The 18,004-nt window shown below is 70.6% G+C and carries 18 protein-coding genes and 2 pseudogenes; 11 read left to right on the top strand and 9 right to left on the bottom strand.

Annotated elements, in window-relative coordinates; translation table 11 throughout:
* The first annotated feature begins 60 nt into the window (after positions 1-60).
* Positions 61-1,845, top strand: coding sequence for a glutaminase A (gene glsA / locus OG758_RS41635; protein WP_326714622.1), 1,785 nt, complete (start codon positions 61-63; stop codon positions 1,843-1,845).
* Between the two features lie 168 nt (positions 1,846-2,013).
* Here the strand turns inward: glsA and OG758_RS41640 are convergent, their stop codons facing one another.
* Complete coding sequence (locus OG758_RS41640; protein WP_326714623.1) at positions 2,014-2,418, bottom strand: DUF5997 family protein; 405 nt, start codon at positions 2,416-2,418, stop codon at positions 2,014-2,016.
* Between the two features lie 58 nt (positions 2,419-2,476).
* Between OG758_RS41640 and OG758_RS41645 the strand changes: the two genes are divergently transcribed.
* Positions 2,477-3,295, top strand: coding sequence for a LysR family substrate-binding domain-containing protein (locus OG758_RS41645; protein ID WP_326714624.1), 819 nt, complete (start codon positions 2,477-2,479; stop codon positions 3,293-3,295).
* On the top strand, positions 3,270-3,815 hold the full coding sequence (locus OG758_RS41650; RefSeq protein ID WP_442810383.1) for a phosphotransferase: 546 nt from the start codon (positions 3,270-3,272) through the stop codon (positions 3,813-3,815). Before OG758_RS41645 ends, OG758_RS41650 begins: the two co-directional genes overlap by 26 nt.
* Positions 3,816-3,882: 67 nt before the next feature.
* Here OG758_RS41650 and OG758_RS41655 read toward each other — a convergent pair whose 3' ends face one another.
* Positions 3,883-4,677, bottom strand: a complete 795-nt coding sequence (locus OG758_RS41655; protein ID WP_326714625.1) for a hypothetical protein — start codon at positions 4,675-4,677, stop codon at positions 3,883-3,885.
* 141 nt (positions 4,678-4,818) lie between these two features.
* Here OG758_RS41655 and OG758_RS41660 point away from each other — a divergent pair, with 141 nt between their 5' ends.
* Positions 4,819-5,412: a YdeI/OmpD-associated family protein gene (locus OG758_RS41660; protein WP_326714626.1), complete on the top strand. Its 594-nt coding sequence runs from the start codon at positions 4,819-4,821 to the stop codon at positions 5,410-5,412.
* A gap of 136 nt (positions 5,413-5,548) precedes the next feature.
* Here OG758_RS41660 and OG758_RS41665 read toward each other — a convergent pair whose 3' ends face one another.
* Positions 5,549-6,439 (bottom strand): glycoside hydrolase family 19 protein, encoded by an 891-nt coding sequence (locus OG758_RS41665; protein WP_326714627.1) that lies wholly within the window; start codon positions 6,437-6,439, stop codon positions 5,549-5,551.
* Positions 6,440-6,614: 175 nt separating this feature from the next.
* On the opposite strand from OG758_RS41665, the gene OG758_RS41670 reads away from it, so the two are divergent.
* From OG758_RS41670 to OG758_RS41680, 3 genes and pseudogenes are all read left to right on the top strand, one after another.
* Positions 6,615-7,181 carry a GNAT family N-acetyltransferase gene (locus OG758_RS41670; RefSeq protein ID WP_326714628.1) on the top strand — a complete coding sequence of 189 codons (567 nt, stop codon included), beginning with the start codon at positions 6,615-6,617 and terminating at the stop codon, positions 7,179-7,181.
* Positions 7,142-7,633, top strand: a pseudogene (locus OG758_RS41675) (potassium-transporting ATPase subunit B); the annotation flags it as partial. The gene OG758_RS41670 and the pseudogene OG758_RS41675, both read left to right, overlap by 40 nt.
* Before the next feature lie 48 nt (positions 7,634-7,681).
* Positions 7,682-8,053, top strand: a pseudogene (locus OG758_RS41680) (potassium-transporting ATPase subunit C); the annotation flags it as partial.
* 69 nt (positions 8,054-8,122) lie between these two features.
* On the opposite strand, the gene OG758_RS41685 reads toward OG758_RS41680, so the two are convergent.
* On the bottom strand, positions 8,123-8,323 hold the full coding sequence (locus tag OG758_RS41685; protein ID WP_326714630.1) for a hypothetical protein: 201 nt from the start codon (positions 8,321-8,323) through the stop codon (positions 8,123-8,125).
* Between the two features lie 205 nt (positions 8,324-8,528).
* Between OG758_RS41685 and OG758_RS41690 the strand changes: the two genes are divergently transcribed.
* Both OG758_RS41690 and OG758_RS41695 read left to right on the top strand, forming a co-directional pair.
* Positions 8,529-9,494 (top strand): aldo/keto reductase, encoded by a 966-nt coding sequence (locus tag OG758_RS41690; RefSeq protein WP_326714631.1) that lies wholly within the window; start codon positions 8,529-8,531, stop codon positions 9,492-9,494.
* Positions 9,495-9,499: 5 nt separating this feature from the next.
* Positions 9,500-10,198 (top strand): formylglycine-generating enzyme family protein, encoded by a 699-nt coding sequence (locus OG758_RS41695; protein WP_326714632.1) that lies wholly within the window; start codon positions 9,500-9,502, stop codon positions 10,196-10,198.
* 53 nt (positions 10,199-10,251) lie between these two features.
* Here OG758_RS41695 and OG758_RS41700 read toward each other — a convergent pair whose 3' ends face one another.
* Complete coding sequence (locus OG758_RS41700) at positions 10,252-10,443, bottom strand: CsbD family protein (protein ID WP_326714633.1); 192 nt, start codon at positions 10,441-10,443, stop codon at positions 10,252-10,254.
* 169 nt (positions 10,444-10,612) lie between these two features.
* Between OG758_RS41700 and OG758_RS41705 the strand changes: the two genes are divergently transcribed.
* Positions 10,613-11,428, top strand: coding sequence for an alpha/beta fold hydrolase (locus OG758_RS41705; protein ID WP_326714634.1), 816 nt, complete (start codon positions 10,613-10,615; stop codon positions 11,426-11,428).
* Between the two features lie 204 nt (positions 11,429-11,632).
* Here the strand turns inward: OG758_RS41705 and OG758_RS41710 are convergent, their stop codons facing one another.
* Entirely contained in the window at positions 11,633-14,023 is a 2,391-nt protein-coding gene (locus OG758_RS41710; protein ID WP_326714635.1) for an excinuclease ABC subunit UvrA, read from the bottom strand.
* A 133-nt stretch (positions 14,024-14,156) separates the two neighbouring features.
* Entirely contained in the window at positions 14,157-14,507 is a 351-nt protein-coding gene (locus OG758_RS41715) for a VOC family protein (RefSeq protein ID WP_266568606.1), read from the bottom strand.
* A gap of 342 nt (positions 14,508-14,849) precedes the next feature.
* Between OG758_RS41715 and OG758_RS41720 the strand changes: the two genes are divergently transcribed.
* Positions 14,850-16,931, top strand: a complete 2,082-nt coding sequence (locus OG758_RS41720; protein ID WP_326714636.1) for an ATP-binding protein — start codon at positions 14,850-14,852, stop codon at positions 16,929-16,931.
* A gap of 17 nt (positions 16,932-16,948) precedes the next feature.
* Here OG758_RS41720 and OG758_RS41725 read toward each other — a convergent pair whose 3' ends face one another.
* Positions 16,949-17,446 carry a nucleoside deaminase gene (locus OG758_RS41725; protein ID WP_326714637.1) on the bottom strand — a complete coding sequence of 166 codons (498 nt, stop codon included), beginning with the start codon at positions 17,444-17,446 and terminating at the stop codon, positions 16,949-16,951.
* A 53-nt stretch (positions 17,447-17,499) separates the two neighbouring features.
* Complete coding sequence (gene cynS, locus OG758_RS41730) at positions 17,500-17,970, bottom strand: cyanase (RefSeq protein ID WP_326714638.1); 471 nt, start codon at positions 17,968-17,970, stop codon at positions 17,500-17,502.
* Between the last annotated feature and the right edge of the window lie 34 nt (positions 17,971-18,004).

Here is an 18,004-nt window from a genome sequence, read left to right on the forward strand (position 1 = left end):
TCGGGCACCCGTTGCCCGCTTGGGAAGGCGCATCGTCCGGCCGTGGTGTTCGATTGCGGTGTGAGGCACAACAAGCCGTCGGACGATCCGCTCGCCGCGCTCCTGGACCGCGTCCGCATCAGGCTGCGCGACCTCACGGAGGGCGAGCCGGCTTCGTACATCCCGGAGCTGAGCAGGGCCGACCCGGACCTGTTCGGACTGAGCCTGTGTGCGCTCGACGGGCAGGTCTACAGCTGCGGCGACAGCGAGGTGCCGTTCACCGTCCAGTCCGTGTCCAAGCCCTTCGTCTTCGCGCTCGCACTCGCCGACCAGGGACTGGAGGACGTCCTCGCGCGCGTGGGCGCCGAACCGAGCGGTGAGGGGTTCAGCTCGATCCGCCTCGAACCCGGCACCGGACGCCCGCCCAACCCGATGGTCAACGCCGGTGCCATCGTGACCAGTTCACTGGTGGCCGGAGCGAACCCCGACGAGCGTTCCGCCCGCATCCTGGCCGGCCTGGGAGCCTTCGCGGGCCGGGACCTGACCGTCGACGACGCGGTGTTCGCCTCCGAGCGCGCCACCGGTGACCGCAACCGCGCCCTCGCCTACCTCATGCACAACGCGGGCTCGCTCACCGGCGACGTGGAGGAGCAGCTCGCGGTCTACTTCCGTCAGTGCTCCGTGCTCGTGACCTGCGACGACCTCGCCGTGATGCACGCGACCCTGGCCGGCGGCGGCACCAACCCGCTCACCGGCGAACGGGTCGTCGCCTCCCACCACGCCCAGCACGTCCTCGCCGTCATGGCCACCTGCGGGATGTACGACGCCTCCGGGCGGTGGATGCTGCGCGTGGGCCTGCCGGCGAAGAGCGGGGTCTCGGGCGGGATCGGCGTGGCGCTGCCCGGCCAGTTCGGCATCGGCGTGTTCAGCCCGCCCCTGGACGAGAAGGGCAACAGCGTCCGCGCCATCGCCGCCTGCCACCTCCTGTCGGAACAGTTCGGGCTGCACCTGATGCGCGCCACCGGCAGCAGCGGCCGTCCGCTGCCGCCGCGCTCCCTCGATCCGGGCCCACTGCGCTCGCTGCGCCACCGCCCGCGCGACCAGCGCGCCGCACTCGACGAACGGCCCGACCGCATCCGCGTCCACGTCCTCCAGGGCGACCTGGACTTCGCCACCGCGGAACAGACCCTGCGCGCGGCCCGCGACCTCCCGAAGGCCGCCCGCTGGTTCGTCCTGGACCTCGCACGGGTCGGCCGCATCGAACCCGTCGCCGCCGACCTCCTGCGCGCTCTCGGCCACGACCTGCGCGAACGCGGGATCCGGATGGTGATCGCCGACCCGTCGGCGCGCCCCGTCACGCACACCAAGGACGAATTCGCCGACCTCGGACGCGCCATCGAATCCTGCGAGGACGAACTCCTGACCGACCTCGGACTCGACCCCTCCGCGCCCGTTCCCCTGACGGAAAGCGACCTCTTCGGGAGGGCAGGCGAGCGGGCCGCGCAGGCCGTCTCCGACTGCTTCGGCACCATGTCCCTGCCCGCCGGACGGACCGTCGAGCCACCCCGCGCGGAGCCCGTGGTCCTCTGGTACGTGGAGTCGGGGCGCCTGGCCGTGTGCGCCCACAGTTCGCGGCCCACACCCGCGGGCCGCACCTGGTCCGCGGGGCCCGGCGCGGCCCTCACCCCCGCCGACTTCCACGCCCGCCTGGGCCAGCGCGTCATGGCCGAGGAGGACTCGGTGTGCCGCACCCTGACCGCCGCCGGACTGCTGCGCCTGCGCACGGCCGTTCCCGCGGCGGCGGCCTTCCTGGAACGCAGCCCGCTCGACGGCGCGGAGACGGTGGACCGGCCCGAGGGGGCCTGAGTCGAACGGGGGTGTGCCCGAAGCGGCCCGCCGCTCCGCTGCTCCGTCAGCTGTCGCCTCGCGGTCCCCTGCCCGGGCCGTCCCCGCGCTTCCCTCGGATCCAGTGCGTGCCCTGACAGGCCGGAGGCGGGGCCGGGGAGGTCGGTGGTCGGTCAGGCGGGGCGGCGGTCAGGAACGCTGGTCGCCGGACTGCTCGGCGCGCTGCGCGTTCCGCTCCTTGATACGGACGGCTTCCTTGCGCACCGCGGCCTGGGTGGCACGCTCCTGCTGGAGCCACTCGGGGCTCTCGGTCTTCAGCGCCTCGATCTGCTCCGTGGTGAGCGCCTCGGTGATCCCGCCACGGGCGAGACCCGAGATCGAGATGCCGAGCTTGGACGCGACGACGGGCCGGGGGTGCGGGCCGTGGAGCCGCAGCTCCTGGAGCCACTCGGGCGGGTCGGCCTGCAGCGCGTTGAGCTCGCTGCGCGAGACGACACCCTCCTGGAACTCGGCGGGGGTGGCCTCGAGGTACACACCCAGCTTCTTGGCCGCGGTCGCGGGCTTCATGGTCTGGGTGGTCTGGTGCGACGTCATGGTGTCCAGGGTATCGACTGTGTGCGATACCTCCGACCACGACCGGTAACCTGGCGGAGTGACAGGCTCGGATGTATCCCCTTCGTTCCGGCTCGCGTATGTCCCGGGAGTGACGCCCACCAAGTGGGTGCGGATCTGGAACGAGCGGCTGCCCGGCGTTCCGCTGACCCTCGTCGCTACTCCCGCAGGAGAGGCATCCGACGTACTGCGGGACCGTGGGGCGGACGCCGGCCTCGTGCGACTGCCGGTGGACCGGACCGTACTCAGCGCGATCCCCCTCTACACCGAGACGACCGTGGTGGTGATCCCCAAGGACCACGTCGTGGCCGCGGTCGACGAGGTGTCCCTGGAGGATCTGGCCGACGAGACGGTGCTGCACCCCCTCGACGACACCCTCGTCTGGGAGCAGCTTCCCGGTGAGCCCGCGTTCGAGCGCCCGGAGACGACGGCGGACGCGGTCGAGCTGGTGGCCGCCGGGATCGGTGTGCTGGTGGTGCCGCAGTCGCTCGCCCGCCTGCACCACCGCAAGGACCTCACCTACCGGCCGGTGACCGACGCCCCCGAGTCCCAGGTCGCGCTGTCGTGGCCGGAGGACGAGACCACCGATCTGGTGGAGGAGTTCATCGGCATCGTCCGTGGGCGGACGGTCAACAGCTCACGCGGCCGCACGGCGACCCCGCCGCAGCCCAAGGCGGCTCGTACCGACAAGAGCGGGGCGGCGCGGCAGAAGCCGGCCGCCGGGAAGAACCCGCGCGGCGGCGCCAAGGGTGGCACCAAACCCGGGCCGAAGGGCGCGGCAAAGGGCGGTCTCAAGGGCGGTCTCAAGGGTGGTTCCAAGGGCGGCGCCAAGCGTGGGAAGCCGCGCCGCAGGCCGTAGTCGCGACAGCGTCCGCGGGCACGGATGTTCCGTTGCCCCGTACGGGCACGACGACGAGACCCGCCGCTGCCTCACGGCGCTGGAGGGCCATGTCGACACGCGCCGGGCGGCCGCCGTGTGGGAGGCCGCGCTCGCCGCGCGGTGGCGGGGGACGCCGGTGTGGTTCCACGGAGACATCGCCACCGGCACCGGCAACCTGCTCGTCGCCGACGGCGCACCCACGGCCGTCATCGACTTCGGCACGTCGGGGGTCGGCGACCCCGCCTGCGACCTGGTGATCGCCTGGGGCATGTTCTCCGGAGACAGCCGTGAGGCCTTCCGCCGCACGGTCGCCAAGGACGCCGGCACATGGGCCCGAGCCCGCGGCTGGTCCCTGTGGAAGTCCCTGCTGGTCATGTCGGAGTCCCTCGGCGCGGACCCGGAGCGCACCGCGTCCCACCACCGTGTGATCGACGAACTCCTTGCCGACCACGACCGATTCGGCGGGGTCGGCAACAGAACGCCTACAAGCCGTAGCTGAGGGCCTGTGACGTAATGCACGAGCTCGCGCGGCTCGACTGCTCAACTCCCTTCCCTGACCGGGCAGTTCACCACGCGGCCCGGTCCGGCGCAGCGGCCTGCGGCGGGGTGGCCTCCGGGGAGAGGTTCTGGATCTTGGACACGTCGACGGAGTCTTCCTTCGACGGAGTCGCGGTCGGCACCGGCCGGTTGTAGTCCGTGAGTGTCATCGCCGTCTTCAGATCGCCCATCTTCTCGGTGGCACGCACGAGCCGATGCGGATCCTTCGAGGTGATGAACAGAACGACTTCACTGCCGTCGTTCCTGCCACTCACCGGCACGACGTCCGTGCCGTCCACCTTGGTCTCCTTGCCCTTGGTCAGCTTCTCGGGGGGCGCGCTCGAGGGGCCGCCGTCCAACCGGGCCTGGAACGCGGTCAAGTCGCATGTGTCGCCCAGGGTCCTGAGCAGTCCGTCGTTCGCGCTGCCGTGCACATAACGCCCGTTGTAGAGCTGGGCCGCGCGCTCGCCCGCGGCGCCGGTGACCTGGGACTTCCAGAACGTGGTGTCGGGTTTCATCCACAACTCGTCACCGCGTTTGATGAGTTCGACGGTGCCGCCCTTGGCGCCGCCCGTACCCATGGTCAGTGATCCGGCGCAGTTGCCGTCCTGGTCCAGGGCGAGATCGAGGACCGCGGGGGACTGGGCGTCGGCGGGTCCCGTGGAGTTGTTCTTCAGGACTATATGGAGGGACTTCGCGTCCAGCAGCTCCTTCTTCGCGTCGTCGGCGAGCTGCTGCGCGCTCAGCTTCGACGCATCGCCCCCGTCGTCCGCGGACGCGGGAACTCCCGCGAGAGCGGTCACGCAGGCGACGGCGGTGCTCACCGGGAGCAACGCGGCCTTGCGATGCCTCGACACACACGACTGCATGGCGCCACCTCGCGAACGGGATCACCCATACGTTGAACGCCATAAAATTGTACATTTCAGACCGACGCTCGTCGCGGCGGCGGTACGCTGCGCCCCATGGACGGGACGGGTGGGGTGTACGGGGCCGACGGGGTGGAGATCATCGCCTTCCTGGATGCCGAGGCGTTCGAGAGCTGGCTCGGCGAGCACCACACGCGGCAGGAAGGTGTGTGGGTCAAGGTCGCCAAGAAGAGGTCCGGCATCCCGTCCGTCACCGAGGACGAGCTGGTGGACATCGGGCTGTGCTGGGGCTGGATCTCCGGCCGGCGGTGCTCCCTGGACGAGCGGTACTACCTCCAGCGGTACGTGCCGCGCCGGGCCAGGAGCCTGTGGTCCAGGGTGAACGTGGACAAGGTCTCGATGCTGACCGCCGCCGGCCGGATGCGCGAGCCCGGTCTCGCCGAGGTGCGCAGGGCGCAGGAGGACGGGCGGTGGGCGGCGGCGTACGAGTCGCAGAAGACGGCGACGGTGCCACCCGACCTCGCCGCGGAGCTCGACGCGGAACCCGAGGCCAGGAGGGCGTTCGACGCGCTCGACAGGTCCGGGCGCTACCAGGCGATTCTGCCGCTGCTCCAGGCCCTCACCCCCGAGGCTCGGCGTGCTCGGCTCCGAAGGGCCGTCGACAAGCTGCTCAACGGCGAGCCCGGCTAGCCCGCCTCCGTTGCCGGACTCGTCACTTCGTGCGGTCACCCGGTGCGCCCCGCGCCCCGTGACGAGACCGCCGGGCGGACCTGGTGAACTCAAGGCCCGCCCGGCGGCGGCAGGGCACGTCACACGCGGTGGCGTGTCAGCAGCTCAGGTTGTCGCCCGGTGCGGTGCCCAGGATCTGGACGAACGCCTTGTACCGGTCGATGCGGCTCTGGACCTGGCCGGGGTTGCCGCCGTTGCACTCCAGGCTGCCGTTGATGGAGCGGATCGTCTCGCCGAAGCCGGCGCCGTTCACCATGGCGTTGTGCGGCGTCATGGTGCCGGGGCCGCTCTGCGTGTTCCAGTACCAAAGGCCCGTCTTCCAGGCCACGGCCGCGTCCTGCTCCACGAGGTACGGGTTGTGGAGAAGGTCGATGCCGAGTGCGTCGCCCGCGGCCTTGTAGTTGAAGTTCCAGCTGAGCTGGATCGGGCCGCGGCCGTAGTACGCGGCGGTGCCGGCCGGGCAGCCGTAGGACTGGCTGCTGTCGCAGTAGTGCGGGTAGTTGGCGGTGTTCTGCTCGACGATGTACACCAGGCCGCCGGTCTCATGGCTGACATTGGCCAGGAACGCCGCGGCCTCCTGGCGCTTGACCGTGTCGCTGCCGGTGTTGGCGAAGCCGGGGTAGGCGCTGAGCGCGGCGGTGAGGCCGCTGTAGGTGTAGAACGGATTCCGGTTCGGGAACATCTGGTTGAACTGGGCCTCGCTGACGACGAAGCCGGACGGCGCGGGGTCACCCGGGTTCGTGTCGCCACCGCCGCAGGCGCCCTGGTCCGCCCAGACGTCGGAGGTGCCCGGGGTCTCGTTCTGGGTCCACCACTTGGCGTTCCAGTTGTGTCCGTTGTACGAGGCCGACCCGCCGCCCGTGTAGACGGACGAGGAGTTCCAGGGCGCGGCGCACTCGGCCGCCGATGCCGTGGTGGCCGGTCCGATGACGACCACGGCACTGACCGCGGCCAGGGTGGCGACAAGACTCGTGACGCGTTTGATCATGCCAACGCTCCTTCGGCGCGGCGCGAGTTGGGGAGCCCGGCGCCGCCATGGGGGTGCCGGCCACTCAAGCGAACCTGGTCTGGACCTGTCAAGGTCTAGACCAAAAATGGCCGCTGCGGTGGCGCGGTTCCGGCCTAGGCTGCCGCGCGGCAGCAACCCGTACCGAAGGAGCAGCATGTTCGCGATACCGCTGGGTGATGACGGAGTCGAGCTGCGGCCCCTGGAGCCGTGGAACGCCGAGGAGTTCCTCGCCCACATGGACCGGGGCCGCCAACACATCGGCCGGTTCGTCGAACTCCCCGACCATGTAACGGACTTGGCGTCCGCCAGGGCCTTCCTCCAGCGCTACGCGGACAAGACCGCCGCCGACGCCGGTCGCCTCTACGGCATCTGGGCCGACGGCACGCTCGTCGGCGGGGTGATGTTCCGGCTCTTCGACGCCGCGGCCGGGAACTGTGAGGTCGGCTGCTGGCTGGAGGCGACGATGGTAGGCCGGGGCATCGTCACGCGCGCGATCCGTGTTCTGCTCGACTGGGCCTTCGGCGTGCGCGGCATGCACCGCGTCGACTGGGTGGCGGGGGCCGGCAACACCGCGAGCCTCAACGTGGCCCGGCGCCTCGGCATGACCCGCGACGCGGTGCTGCGGGAGAGCTACCTGTACCGCGGCGTCCGGCACGACGAGGAGGTCTGGTCGGTCCTGGCCCCGGACTGGCACAAGCTCAGGGGCGCCTCGGCGAGGTAGCCCAGGTCCTCCTGACCTGCGCCGCCAAAGAGGCCGGCAACATGGTCGACCTCGACTCCAACCCGACCAAGCTCATCGAGATCGTCGAGATCGGCAAGCAACTCCTCATCACCCGAGGCGCGTTCACGACGTTCTCCATCGCCAACGACGTCGCGAAGTACTTCGCGATCATCCCGGCCCTGTTCGCGGCGGTCTACCCGGGCCTGGACAAGCTCAACATCATGCACCTGTCCTCACCGGACTCCGCGATCCTGTCCGCGGTCATCTTCAACGCGCTCATCATCATCGCGCTCGTACCCCTCGCCCTGCGCGGCGTGCAGTACCGGCCGGTGAGCGCCGACAAGCTGCTCCGGCGCAACCTCGGGATCTACGGGCTCGGCGGTCTCGTCGCCCCGTTCATCGGCATCAAGATCATCGACCTCCTCATCTCTCTCATCCCCGGGATCGGCTGATCGGCTATGAACAACTCGGTTAAGAACACCGCCCGGTTGCTCGGGGTCGGGCTGGGTGCCCTCCTCGTGCTGACGCTGGTCTCCGGCGCCACCAACCTGGCCGGCGACAACAAGGACCTCATCGGCCAGGTGGAGGCCGCGCAGAAGGCAGTCATCAAGGACAACTCCACGGCCACCTACAAGGTCAAGAAGTCGGATGTGCCGGCCGACGCCGTCACCTCCTCCGGCTCCGGCCTCGACCCGGACTACGCCGACCTCCAGGTCCACCGCATCGCGGAGAATAACCACCTCTCCGTCAGCCAGGTGGACAAGCTCGTCAAGAACCACACCAGCAGCCGCATCCTCGGCTTCATGGGCGAACCCCGCGTCAACGTCCTCGAACTCAACATCGCGCTCAAGGACTTGGCAGCGAAGGGCTGATCGCGAACCGCGCAAGGCGGAAGCCGGCGGCTCGGGAAACCCTCCCGGTGCCGCCGGCTTCCGTATGCGCTAGAGCGAGCCCTGTCCGCCGCTGTTGAGCGCGGGCGAGTGCGTCTGCTGCGTCGGCATGGCGCGCGGTAGCGGCGCCGGCATCACCCGTTCCAGATCCCGCAGGGTCTGTTCGGCTACGGCACGGACCTGGGCGGGGATGTCGCCTCGTTCCTGGATGAGCCGACTGTAGATCGGAGCTTCGTGCTGTGCGGCCCACACGTCGAGACTTCCCTCTTTCCTTGGCTGGCGACGCCCCCGGCGCCGGAGGAATCAGCCAACGAGTCTACCCGTGACCTTTCCGTCGTAGGCAAAGTGTCCATATCGGGGGACGCGCGCCCCCAGAAGAGGGTATGGATCGTCGGGACGCTTCCGGGCGCCGGCTTCGATGCGGCCCGGGCGAAGAAACTCGACGTGGAGGTTGAGAGTGCGCTACCGCGAGCTGGGCCGCAGCGGAATGTCCGTGTCCGAGATCGGCTACGGCGCCTGGGGCATCGGCGCGTCCGGGTGGGTGGGCGCCACCGAGGACGAGTCCGTACGCGCCCTGCACCGGGCCGTCGACCTCGGGGTGAACTTCATCGACACCGCCCGCGGCTACGGCGAGAGCGAGCGGATCGTGGGGCGGGTCGTGCGCGAACGGGCAGGCGACGAGGTGCTGGTGGCGACCAAGGTGCCGCCGATGAATAGGATCTGGCCCGCGCCCGACGGCATCGACCCCGCCGAGGCGTTCCCCGGCGCCCACATACGCGAGAGCGTGGAGACCAGTCTGCGGGTCAGTGGCCTCGACCACTTCGACGTGGTGCAGTTCCACGTCTGGAGTGACGAGTGGGTGGGCCGGGGCGACTGGCTGCAGACGGTCGAGGAGCTGAAGAAGGAGGGGAAGATCCGCCTGTTCGGCGTTTCCGTCAACGACCACCAGCCGGACAACGCACTCGCTCTCGTACGCAGCGGCGCCGTCGACACCGTGCAGGTCATCTACAACATCTTCGACCAGGCACCCGCCGACGCGTTGCTGCCCGCCTGCGAAGAACACGGCGTCGGCGTCATCGTCCGCGTGGCGCTGGACGAGGGCGGGCTCACGGGCCGGATCACCGCAGGGGCGACATTCCCCGAAGGCGACTTCCGCGCCCGCTACTTCCGCGACGACCGGCCGGCGCAGGTCGAGCGGAAGGTCGCCGCCATCGTCGCCGACCTCGGCATCGCACCCGACGAGATCGCCGAGAACGCGCTGCGCTTCGTGCTGAGTTCGCCCGCCGTCTCCACCGTGATCCCCGGCATGCGTACCGTGCGCAACGTCGAGCGCAACACGGCCCTGAGCGACGGACGGCCGCTGACCGCCGACCAACTCGCCGTGCTGGCGAGGCACCGCTGGCAGCGCAACTTCTACGGATGATTCCCATGGAGAGGCTTCACGAGGTGCACCCCGCGACCGACGCCACCATCGCCAACGGGATGGTGCGCGTCCCCGGCGGCACCGTCGACCTACGGGACGACCGGCGCGGCACGCGCTGGACGACGGACATCGCCCCCTTCCTGCTCGGCCGCCATCCCGTCACGGCTGACCTCCTGCGCTCCGCCACCGGAGCCGACCCCGCTCCCGCCACGAGTGGTGCCTCGCCGGTGACGAACGTCAGTTGGCTCGACGCGATCGACATCTGCAACGCCATCTCGGCGCGCTCCGGTCTGACCCCGGCCTACACCCGCGACGCGGACGGCGGGGAGGTGACATGCGACTGGGACGCCGACGGCTACCGTCTGCCGACAGAGGCCGAGTGGCAGTACGCGTGCAAGGCGGGAACCGAGGGCTACCGGTACGGGGCGATCGACGACATCGCCTGGTACGCGGACAACTCCGGGGGCGGAGTCCGCGACGTCGGGGGAAAGGCCCCCAACGCGTGGGGGCTTCACGACATGCTCGGCAACGTCTGGGAGTGGTGCTGGGACCTGTACGACGAGGAGGTCTACGGCTCGTACCGCATCTTCCGCGGTGGTGGCTGGGCCGAGTCGGAGCGCGGCTGCGGGGCCACCGTGCGCCGCCGCAGCCACCCGACGTTCACCATCGACGACCTGGGGTTACGGCTGGCACGCACCGTGTGACGGCAGGGGGAAGCCCCCGCGCAGCACGCGCGGGGGCTTCTTCGAGGCTCGGGTCAGGAGCCGTCGCGCTGGATGGAGTCCTGGACTCCGCGGGCGCGGTCGTGGGCTTCGCCCATCGCCTTCTTGGCCTCGCCCTTCGCCTGGTCGGCGCGGCCCGAGGCCTCCTTGCGGCGATCGCCGGTGACCTTACCGGTCATCTCCTTGGTCTTGCCCTTGACCTTGTCCATGCCGCCCTTGTCAGCCATTACGACTCCTTTGTCTTGTACGGGTCTTGCTCGACCAACGTAGAACGGCGGCACCGAAGCCGCGCGGCGGACGACTACGCTCCGTGAGACCCGCAGCTACTCGCAGGTCCCTTCCCGGTTCGGGGAGGCGTCGAAGAGGGCATGGTGCCCCGTCCCGAAGGAGATCGACATGCTCCGGCAGGCACAGGAGCCAGGTCTGTGGACCACTGGCTCCGACCATGGCCACCCCCTCGTACTCGTCCACGGAATCCGCCTGTCGGCCCACATGTGGAGCGCCGTAGCCGCGCGCCTCGTACCCGACTTCCGCATCTCCGCCTGCGACCTGCCGGGCCACGGAGCCCTGAGCGAGCGGCCGTTCACTCTTGAGGGCGTGGTCGGGCAGATCGAGGCGGCCGTCGCCGAGGCGACCAGGGCGACCGGACACAGGCCCGTCGTCGCGGGCACCTCGCTCGGCGCGATCTCCACTCTTGCCTACGGCGCGCACGGTTCGGACGGCGCCGCGGGGCTCTTCGCGCATGCCGCCACGATCAGGACCGACGGGCCTGTGACGGTTCCGCACCGGACGGCCGCCGTGCTGCAGAGGCTGATGGGGGAGGAGTGCGCATTCCGGCTCAACAGGCGTGTCCTGCAAGCGAAACTGCCCGTCGACAGCTTCCGGGGCGTCATGGAGGGCGGCCTGTCCCGCCATGTGTTCGGTGAGGCCATGGCGGAGATGTCGCGCTGGGACACGCTCGCCATGGCGGGGCTTGTCGACGCACCGCTCGTGCTGGCGAACGGACTCGACGACCCGCTCTTCCGGCTCCAGGAGCGGAAGTTCCTGGAACGGGTGCAAGCCGTCGGCACCCCGGTCCGCCTCGTCCACGTCCCCGGGCCGCACCTGCTCCCGCTCACCGAGCCGGACACGTTCAGCAGGGTGCTGCGTCGTGCCTACGAGGAACTCTCGGCGATGGCTTCGCGGATCGCGGACTCCGGAGCCGTGACATGAGCGAATGGCTGCGCCCCGTGCCGTCGCACGCGCCTTCGTCCAAGGACTGAGCGGGAACAGGGGCTATGGGGGAGGGCATACGCGTCCTGCCGTTGCCGTTGCCGTAAGCGGGCGGATCCGCCGACGCGCTGTTCATGCAATCCTCTGGGCCGGACACGGAGTTACTCGTGTCCGGCCCGGAGGATGTTCGTGCTCGCCTTTCGGTCAGCCGCCCACGTACGCCGCGAGGTGCTCACCGGTCAGGGTGGAGCGGTCCGCGACGAGTTCGGCGGGCGTGCCCTCGAAGACGATCCGTCCGCCGTCGTGACCGGCGCCGGGACCGAGGTCGATGATCCAGTCGGCGTGGGCCATGACCGCCTGGTGGTGCTCGATGACGATCACGGACTTGCCGGAGTCGACGAGGCGGTCGAGCAGGCCGAGCAACTGCTCGACGTCGGCGAGGTGGAGGCCGGTCGTCGGCTCGTCGAGGACGTAGACCCCGCCCTTCTCGGCCATGTGCGTCGCGAGCTTGAGCCGCTGCCGCTCGCCGCCGGACAGCGTGGTGAGCGGCTGCCCCAGCCTGAGGTAGCCGAGTCCGACGTCGGCCATCCGCTGAAGGATCTTCTGCGCGGCCGGCGTGCGTGCCTCCCCGGCGCCGAAGAACTGCTCGGCCTCGGCCACCGACATCGCGAGCACCTCGCTGATGTCGCGCCCGCCGAAGTGGTAGTCGAGGACAGAGGCCTGGAACCGCTTCCCCTCGCAGTCGTCGCAGGTGGAGGCGACGCCGGCCATCATGGCCAGGTCGGTGTAGATGACGCCCGCGCCGTTGCAGGTGGGGCAGGCACCCTCGGAGTTCGCGCTGAACAGCGCCGGCTTCACGCCGTTGGCCTTGGCGAACGCCTTGCGGATCGGGTCGAGCAGCCCGGTGTACGTCGCCGGGTTGCTGCGCCGCGAGCCGCGGATCGCGGCCTGGTCGACCGTGACCACGCCTTCCTGTCCGGACACCGAGCCGTGGATCAGCGAGCTCTTGCCCGAACCCGCGACGCCCGTGACGACGGTCAGTACGCCGAGCGGGATGTCGACGTCGACGTCCTGGAGGTTGTTGGTGCCCGCGCCGCGCACCCCCAGCTTCCCCGTCGGCGTCCGCACCGTGGGCTTCAGCGTCGCGCGGTCGTCCAGGTGCTGCCCGGTGATCGTGTCACTGGCCCGCAGCCCTTCGACCGTGCCCTCGAACACCACCTGGCCGCCCTCGGTTCCGGCCCGCGGGCCGAGGTCGACGACGTGGTCGGCGATCGCGATCGCCTCCGGCTTGTGCTCGACGACCAGCACCGTGTTGCCCTTGTCCCGCAGCCGCAGCAGCAGGTCGTTCATCCGCTGGATGTCGTGCGGGTGCAGCCCGATCGTCGGCTCGTCGAAGACGTACGTGACATCGGTCAGGGACGACCCGAGGTGGCGGATCATCTTGACGCGCTGCGCCTCACCGCCCGAGAGTGTGCCCGCCGGGCGGTCGAGGCCGAGGTAGCCGAGCCCGATCTCCACGAACGAGTCGAGCGTGTCCCCGAGCGCCTTCAGCAGCGGCGCGACCGACGGCTCCTTCAGGCCCCGCACCCACTCGGCGAGGTCGCTGATCTGCATCGAGCAGGCGTCGGCGATGCTGATCTTCTTGATCTTCGACGACCGGGCCGCCTCGCTCAGCCGCGTGCCGCCGCAGTCGGGGCAGGACGTGAACGTCATGGCGCGCTCCACGAAGGCGCGGATGTGCGGCTGCAGCGAGTCGATGTCCTTGGACAGCATCGACTTCTGGATCTTCGGGATCAGACCCTCGTACGTCAGGTTGACGCCGTCGACCTTGATCTTGGTCGGCGCCTTGTGGAGCAGGTCGTGCAGTTCCTTCTTGGTGAACTTGCGGATCGGCTTGTCCGGGTCGAAGAAGCCGCAGCCGCGGAAGATCCGGCCGTACCAGCCGTCGACGCTGTAGCCGGGGACGGTGAGCGCGCCCTCGCTGAGCGACTTGCTGTCGTCGTACAGCGCCGTCAGGTCGAAGTCCGTGACCGAACCCCGGCCCTCGCAGCGCGGACACATGCCGCCGACGATGCTGAAGCTGCGCCGCTCCTTGACCTTCTCGCCGCCGCGCTCGACGGTGACCGCACCCGCGCCGCTGATCGAGGCGACGTTGAAGGAGAAGGCCTTGGCCGAGCCGATGTGCGGCTTGCCGAGCCGGCTGAAGAGGATGCGCAGCATCGCGTTGGCGTCGGTGGCCGTGCCGACCGTGGAGCGGGCGTCGCCGCCCATCCGCTCCTGGCCGACGATGATCGCGGTCGTCAGACCGTCGAGTACGTCGACCTCGGGCCTGGCCAGCGTCGGCATGAAGCCCTGGACGAACGTGCTGTAGGTCTCGTTGATCATCCGCTGTGACTCCGCGGCGATCGTGCCGAAGACCAGCGAACTCTTGCCCGAGCCGGAGACACCGGTGAACACCGTCAGCCGGCGCTTCGGGAGCTCCACGCTGACGTCCTTGAGGTTGTTCACGCGCGCACCGTGCACGCGGATCAGATCGTGGCTGTCGGCAGCGTGCAGCGCAGGTGACTGCGCCTGCGTCCCCTTGGCCATGCTCATCGTGTCTCCATCTGTTGCGCGGGACCGCCCTCGCGGGCCCCGTCGGCGTCGCCCGGCTCGATCTAACCAGTTTCGAGCGGTCCGCCTGATGCTGTTTGTCCTCTGCCCGGGACCCGGTCGGCCGGGCCGTCCGTCAGCTGTCCTGGAGCAGCCCGAGGACGTTGCCGTCGGCGTCGGTGAAGGTGGCGACGAGGCGGCCGCCGCCGACGTCGTGCGCGGCCTCCTTCACCACACCACCCGCGGCCGTGACCTCGGAGAGCTTCGCCTCGATGTCCGGCACGTGCCAGTAGGTCACCGGCGAGGTCATGCCCCCGCCACCGGGCACGAGCCCGATGTGCTGGCCCGCGACGTCGAAGCCGACGTAGTAGGGGGCGTCGGCCGTCGGCTCCGCGCCGAGCAGGGCGACGTACACCGCCTTGGCCTTCGCCAGGTCGGAGACGGGGTGCAGCACGGTCTTGATCCCCTGGGTGGAAGAGCTGGTCATGATCACTCCTGAAGGTCGTGGGTGTGGTCGCCGTCATCCGGTTCGAGGGCGGCGGGAGAGCTGCCGTGAGGGGCGCTGTCCACGGAGTTCAGGCTAGGCGCGGCTCATGACCGGCGCTTCTCCAAAACTGCTCACTTCGGGTGGCCTCCGCCGCACCGTGGAGTCGGGCGCGCGTTCGACCGTTCCGCGCGAAGGGTGGACCGTCGCCCGGCGACGACACCCCGGGGCCGCTCAGGCGTTGGGGTAGCCGTGGCGCAAGTGCAGTGACGGTTCTGCACAGACTGGGCGCGGGCTACGGACGACGGCGGCGGTCGACGGACGAGGGGCAGGAATGTGCGGAGCATGGCGGACGTGTGGACACGCAAGGGCGGCGACAGCGCGCCGTCGGCGCAGGACCGCGGCCAGGTGCCCGGTCCGCTGGTGGGCCGGGAACGGGAGTCGCGGGACCTGCGCGCGCTCCTGGAGAACCATCGACTGGTGACGGTGGCCGGTGAGGTCGGCGTGGGCAAGAGCCGGCTCGCAGCGGAGGCGGTCGCGGAGGCCGTGGCGCACGAGGTGGGGGAGTGCGTGCTCGGTGTGGGCAAGGGGCGGCCGGCAGCGGAGGAGGTCGCCGGAGTCGGCGCGCAGGGGGCCGGGCCGCGCGTCGTGGTCGTCCGCTGGCCGGAGGGCCGCCAGGACGCCGGATCCGATGCCGGGCCGGGCTCGCCCGTCTCACTGACCGCCGCCGTCATGGAGGCGGCGGCCGGGGTCCACGGGCGGCGCGGAACGGCCGGTGTCGGCGCCGTCGCCGACCGGTTGCGCGCCGCTGACGTGCTGCTCTTCCTCGACGACGTCGATCCGGTCCATGCCGAGTGCGTGGGGATGGTGCAGACGCTGCTGGAGTTCGTGCCGTCGCTGCGCGTCCTGGTGACCGCGCGCCGGCCCCTCGGCCTGGGCGGCGAGGCCGTGCTGCGCCTGGCGCCGCTCAGCGCCGAGCCCACGGACGAGCACAGGACCGCGCCTGCCATGAAGCTGTTCCTGGACCGGTTCCTGGAGCGGGCGGGCGCCGGTTTCGACGCCGACGATTCGGACCTGAGCTCGGTGGCGGACATCTGCCGGTACGTGGGAGGGCTTCCGCTCGCGGTCGAGCTGGCCGCGGAGCAGGCCGCCAGGAGCAGCGTGGGCGAGGTCGCGGAACGGCTCAAGGAACACCAGTGCTGGCTGAGCGCACCGGACATGGCGGCTCCCCGGCACCGCTCGCTGCGGGACGCCGTCGCCGCGGCCTACGTGCTGTGCGACCGCGATGAGCGGATCGTGTGGGCCCGCGCCAGCATCCTGGCCGGAGAGTTCGACGAGTCGACGGCGGCGTTCGTCTGCGCCGGCGGCGGACTCGCCCCGGCCCGGGTGCCGGCATGCCTGACCCGTCTCGCCGCGGTCGGCGTCCTGACTCCGGTACGCGACCCCGGCGGCATCCGTGAACCCCGCTACCGCATGGCCCCCGCCGCCCACGACTTCGGCGGCGAACGGCTGCGTGAGGCAAGGGAGTTCGAGGTCGCCGCCGAACGCCGCGCGATCCACTTCCACCGGGTGGCCGCCCTCGCCGAGAACCTGTGGAGTCTCGGCAGCCAGCCGCAGGCCGTACGACTCGTCCTGGCCGAGGCCGAAGGGCTCAGGGCGATGCTGGAGTACGCGCCCCGCCAGCCCGAACTCGCGGCGGCGGCCCTGGAGTCCGTACTGAACCTGTGGTTCTGGTGGGCGGTCTACGACGCCGCCGACGAGGGGCGCCGCCATCTGCTGCGGCTGCTCCCGATGTGCCGCTCGGACACCCTCCTGATCGCGCGCGGCCTGTGCCTCGCGGCCTGGCTCACGGCGTACGGCGACCCGTACGGGGCGAGTGAGCTGCTCCAGCACGCGTGGCCGGCCGCGGTGCTGACCGGGGACGACGCGACCATCGGGCGGATCGCGCACGTCCAGGGCATGCTGGCGCTCCATGAGGGCGACCTGGAACGGGCCACCGAGCAGTTCCAGGAGGCGGCGAGCACGATCCCGCCGCACGTGTCCGGCGGTCTGCCGCCCGCGGTGAGCCTGGCCGCTCTCGCCGTGACGCAGGCCGAGCAGTCGCCGCGGGCGGCGCGGCGGAGCGCCCGCCGCGCCCTGAGTCAGCCCGGCATCCACGGTGACGCCTGGGCGTGTCTCGTCGCCCGGTACGCCCAGGCGTTCGTCGACCACAGCGACGGCCGCACCGGCAGGGCCCGCCTGCGTGCGCACCGCGCGCTCGCCGCCCTGGACGGCCGGCTGCCGGCACCGCACGGCTGTGCCGCGCTGCGGGATCTGATCACCGACATCGACCGGGGGAGCCGTAGCGGCCTGCCGACGGCGACTGTGCCACGGGGGCTTACGGGAGTGGCCATCCCTGCGCAGGCCGGCAGCGGCATCCCGGGCTGAGCCGGCGCGAGACCGCCTCAGGCCGTCGGCGCCCCGGGCACCCGGCGGCTGCCGCCGTTGCGCTCCTGCCACAGCCGGTACACGTCGACGGCGCTGTCCCGCGGCTCGTGGCGCATGGGCAGGCGCCGCTCGGTGCAGTCCTTGGCGAACTCACCGTAGAAGGAGTCGAGTTCGAAGTACTTGCGGTCGTCGACGTAGTGCGGCTCGTACGCGTCGCGGGTGGTGAGGAAGACGACCTCGTCGGGGGAGCAGTAGTACAGCGAACCCAGGCACATCGGGCAGGGGTGGGCGAGTACGTAGATCGTGGCGCCGACCAGGTGCTCGGTGCCGAGCTTGCGGCAGGCGTCGCGGATGGCGAGGATTTCCGCGTGCGCGGTGGGGTCGGAGGTCTGGGCCACCTTGTTGGGGCTCTCGGCGAGGATCTCGCCGTCCTTGACGATGACGGTGGCGAAGGGGCGGCCGCCCTCTTCGACGTTCTGGCGGGCGAGGTCGATGGTGCGCTGGGCGAAGTCCATGGGGGTCCTCCGGGGATTGCGTGACCGGCTCCGGTATCTGTCCTGACGAAAACTCAGAAAGGCTTCGTAGGGAGGTACTTGCCGTCGAGGGTGATCACGGCGCGCTCGCCGCCCTCGGGGTCGGCGACCTTCTTCACGTCGAGCTTGAAGTTGATCGCGCTGATGATGCCGTCGCCGAACTGCTCGTGGACGAGTGCCTTGAGGGTGGTGCCGTAGACCTGGAGCATCTCGTAGAAGCGGTAGATGGTCGGGTCGGTCGGAATGCCGCCGGGGATCGAACCACGCGTCGGGATGGTCTGGAGCAGCAGGGCGGCGTCCTCGTCGAGGCCGAGGAGTTCCGCGACGGCCTCGGCGGACGTCTGCGGAAGGGCGTGCTGGCCGAGCACGGCCGCGGTGACGAAGGCCGGCGACAGCCCCGCGACGTCGGCGATCTGCTGCCAGGTCAGGTCCTTGCGGGTCTTGGCATCGACGGCGGCCACGGCGAGGGTCTCGCGGGCGGTGGGGTCGAACTGGGCGTGCTGCATGGGGAGTTCCTCTTTCGGAAGGGTTCGGTGCTTC

Origin of the sequence: Streptomyces sp. NBC_01474, from assembly GCF_035918215.1 — a bacterium.
In the GTDB taxonomy this organism is placed as follows: domain Bacteria; phylum Actinomycetota; class Actinomycetes; order Streptomycetales; family Streptomycetaceae; genus Streptomyces; species Streptomyces aureus.

Coding starts and splice junctions, on each gene's coding strand:
- OG758_RS41640 (WP_326714623.1), bottom strand. CDS start 2,418: ATGACGTCGCACCAGACCACCCAGACCATGAAGCCCGCGACCGCGGCC.
- OG758_RS41660 (WP_326714626.1), top strand. CDS start 4,819: ATGGACGGGACGGGTGGGGTGTACGGGGCCGACGGGGTGGAGATCATC.
- OG758_RS41665 (WP_326714627.1), bottom strand. CDS start 6,439: ATGATCAAACGCGTCACGAGTCTTGTCGCCACCCTGGCCGCGGTCAGT.
- OG758_RS41670 (WP_326714628.1), top strand. CDS start 6,615: ATGTTCGCGATACCGCTGGGTGATGACGGAGTCGAGCTGCGGCCCCTG.
- OG758_RS41695 (WP_326714632.1), top strand. CDS start 9,500: ATGGAGAGGCTTCACGAGGTGCACCCCGCGACCGACGCCACCATCGCC.
- OG758_RS41700 (WP_326714633.1), bottom strand. CDS start 10,443: ATGGCTGACAAGGGCGGCATGGACAAGGTCAAGGGCAAGACCAAGGAG.
- OG758_RS41705 (WP_326714634.1), top strand. CDS start 10,613: ATGCTCCGGCAGGCACAGGAGCCAGGTCTGTGGACCACTGGCTCCGAC.
- OG758_RS41710 (WP_326714635.1), bottom strand. CDS start 14,023: ATGAGCATGGCCAAGGGGACGCAGGCGCAGTCACCTGCGCTGCACGCT.
- OG758_RS41715 (WP_266568606.1), bottom strand. CDS start 14,507: ATGACCAGCTCTTCCACCCAGGGGATCAAGACCGTGCTGCACCCCGTC.
- OG758_RS41720 (WP_326714636.1), top strand. CDS start 14,850: ATGGCGGACGTGTGGACACGCAAGGGCGGCGACAGCGCGCCGTCGGCG.
- OG758_RS41725 (WP_326714637.1), bottom strand. CDS start 17,446: ATGGACTTCGCCCAGCGCACCATCGACCTCGCCCGCCAGAACGTCGAA.
- cynS (WP_326714638.1), bottom strand. CDS start 17,970: ATGCAGCACGCCCAGTTCGACCCCACCGCCCGCGAGACCCTCGCCGTG.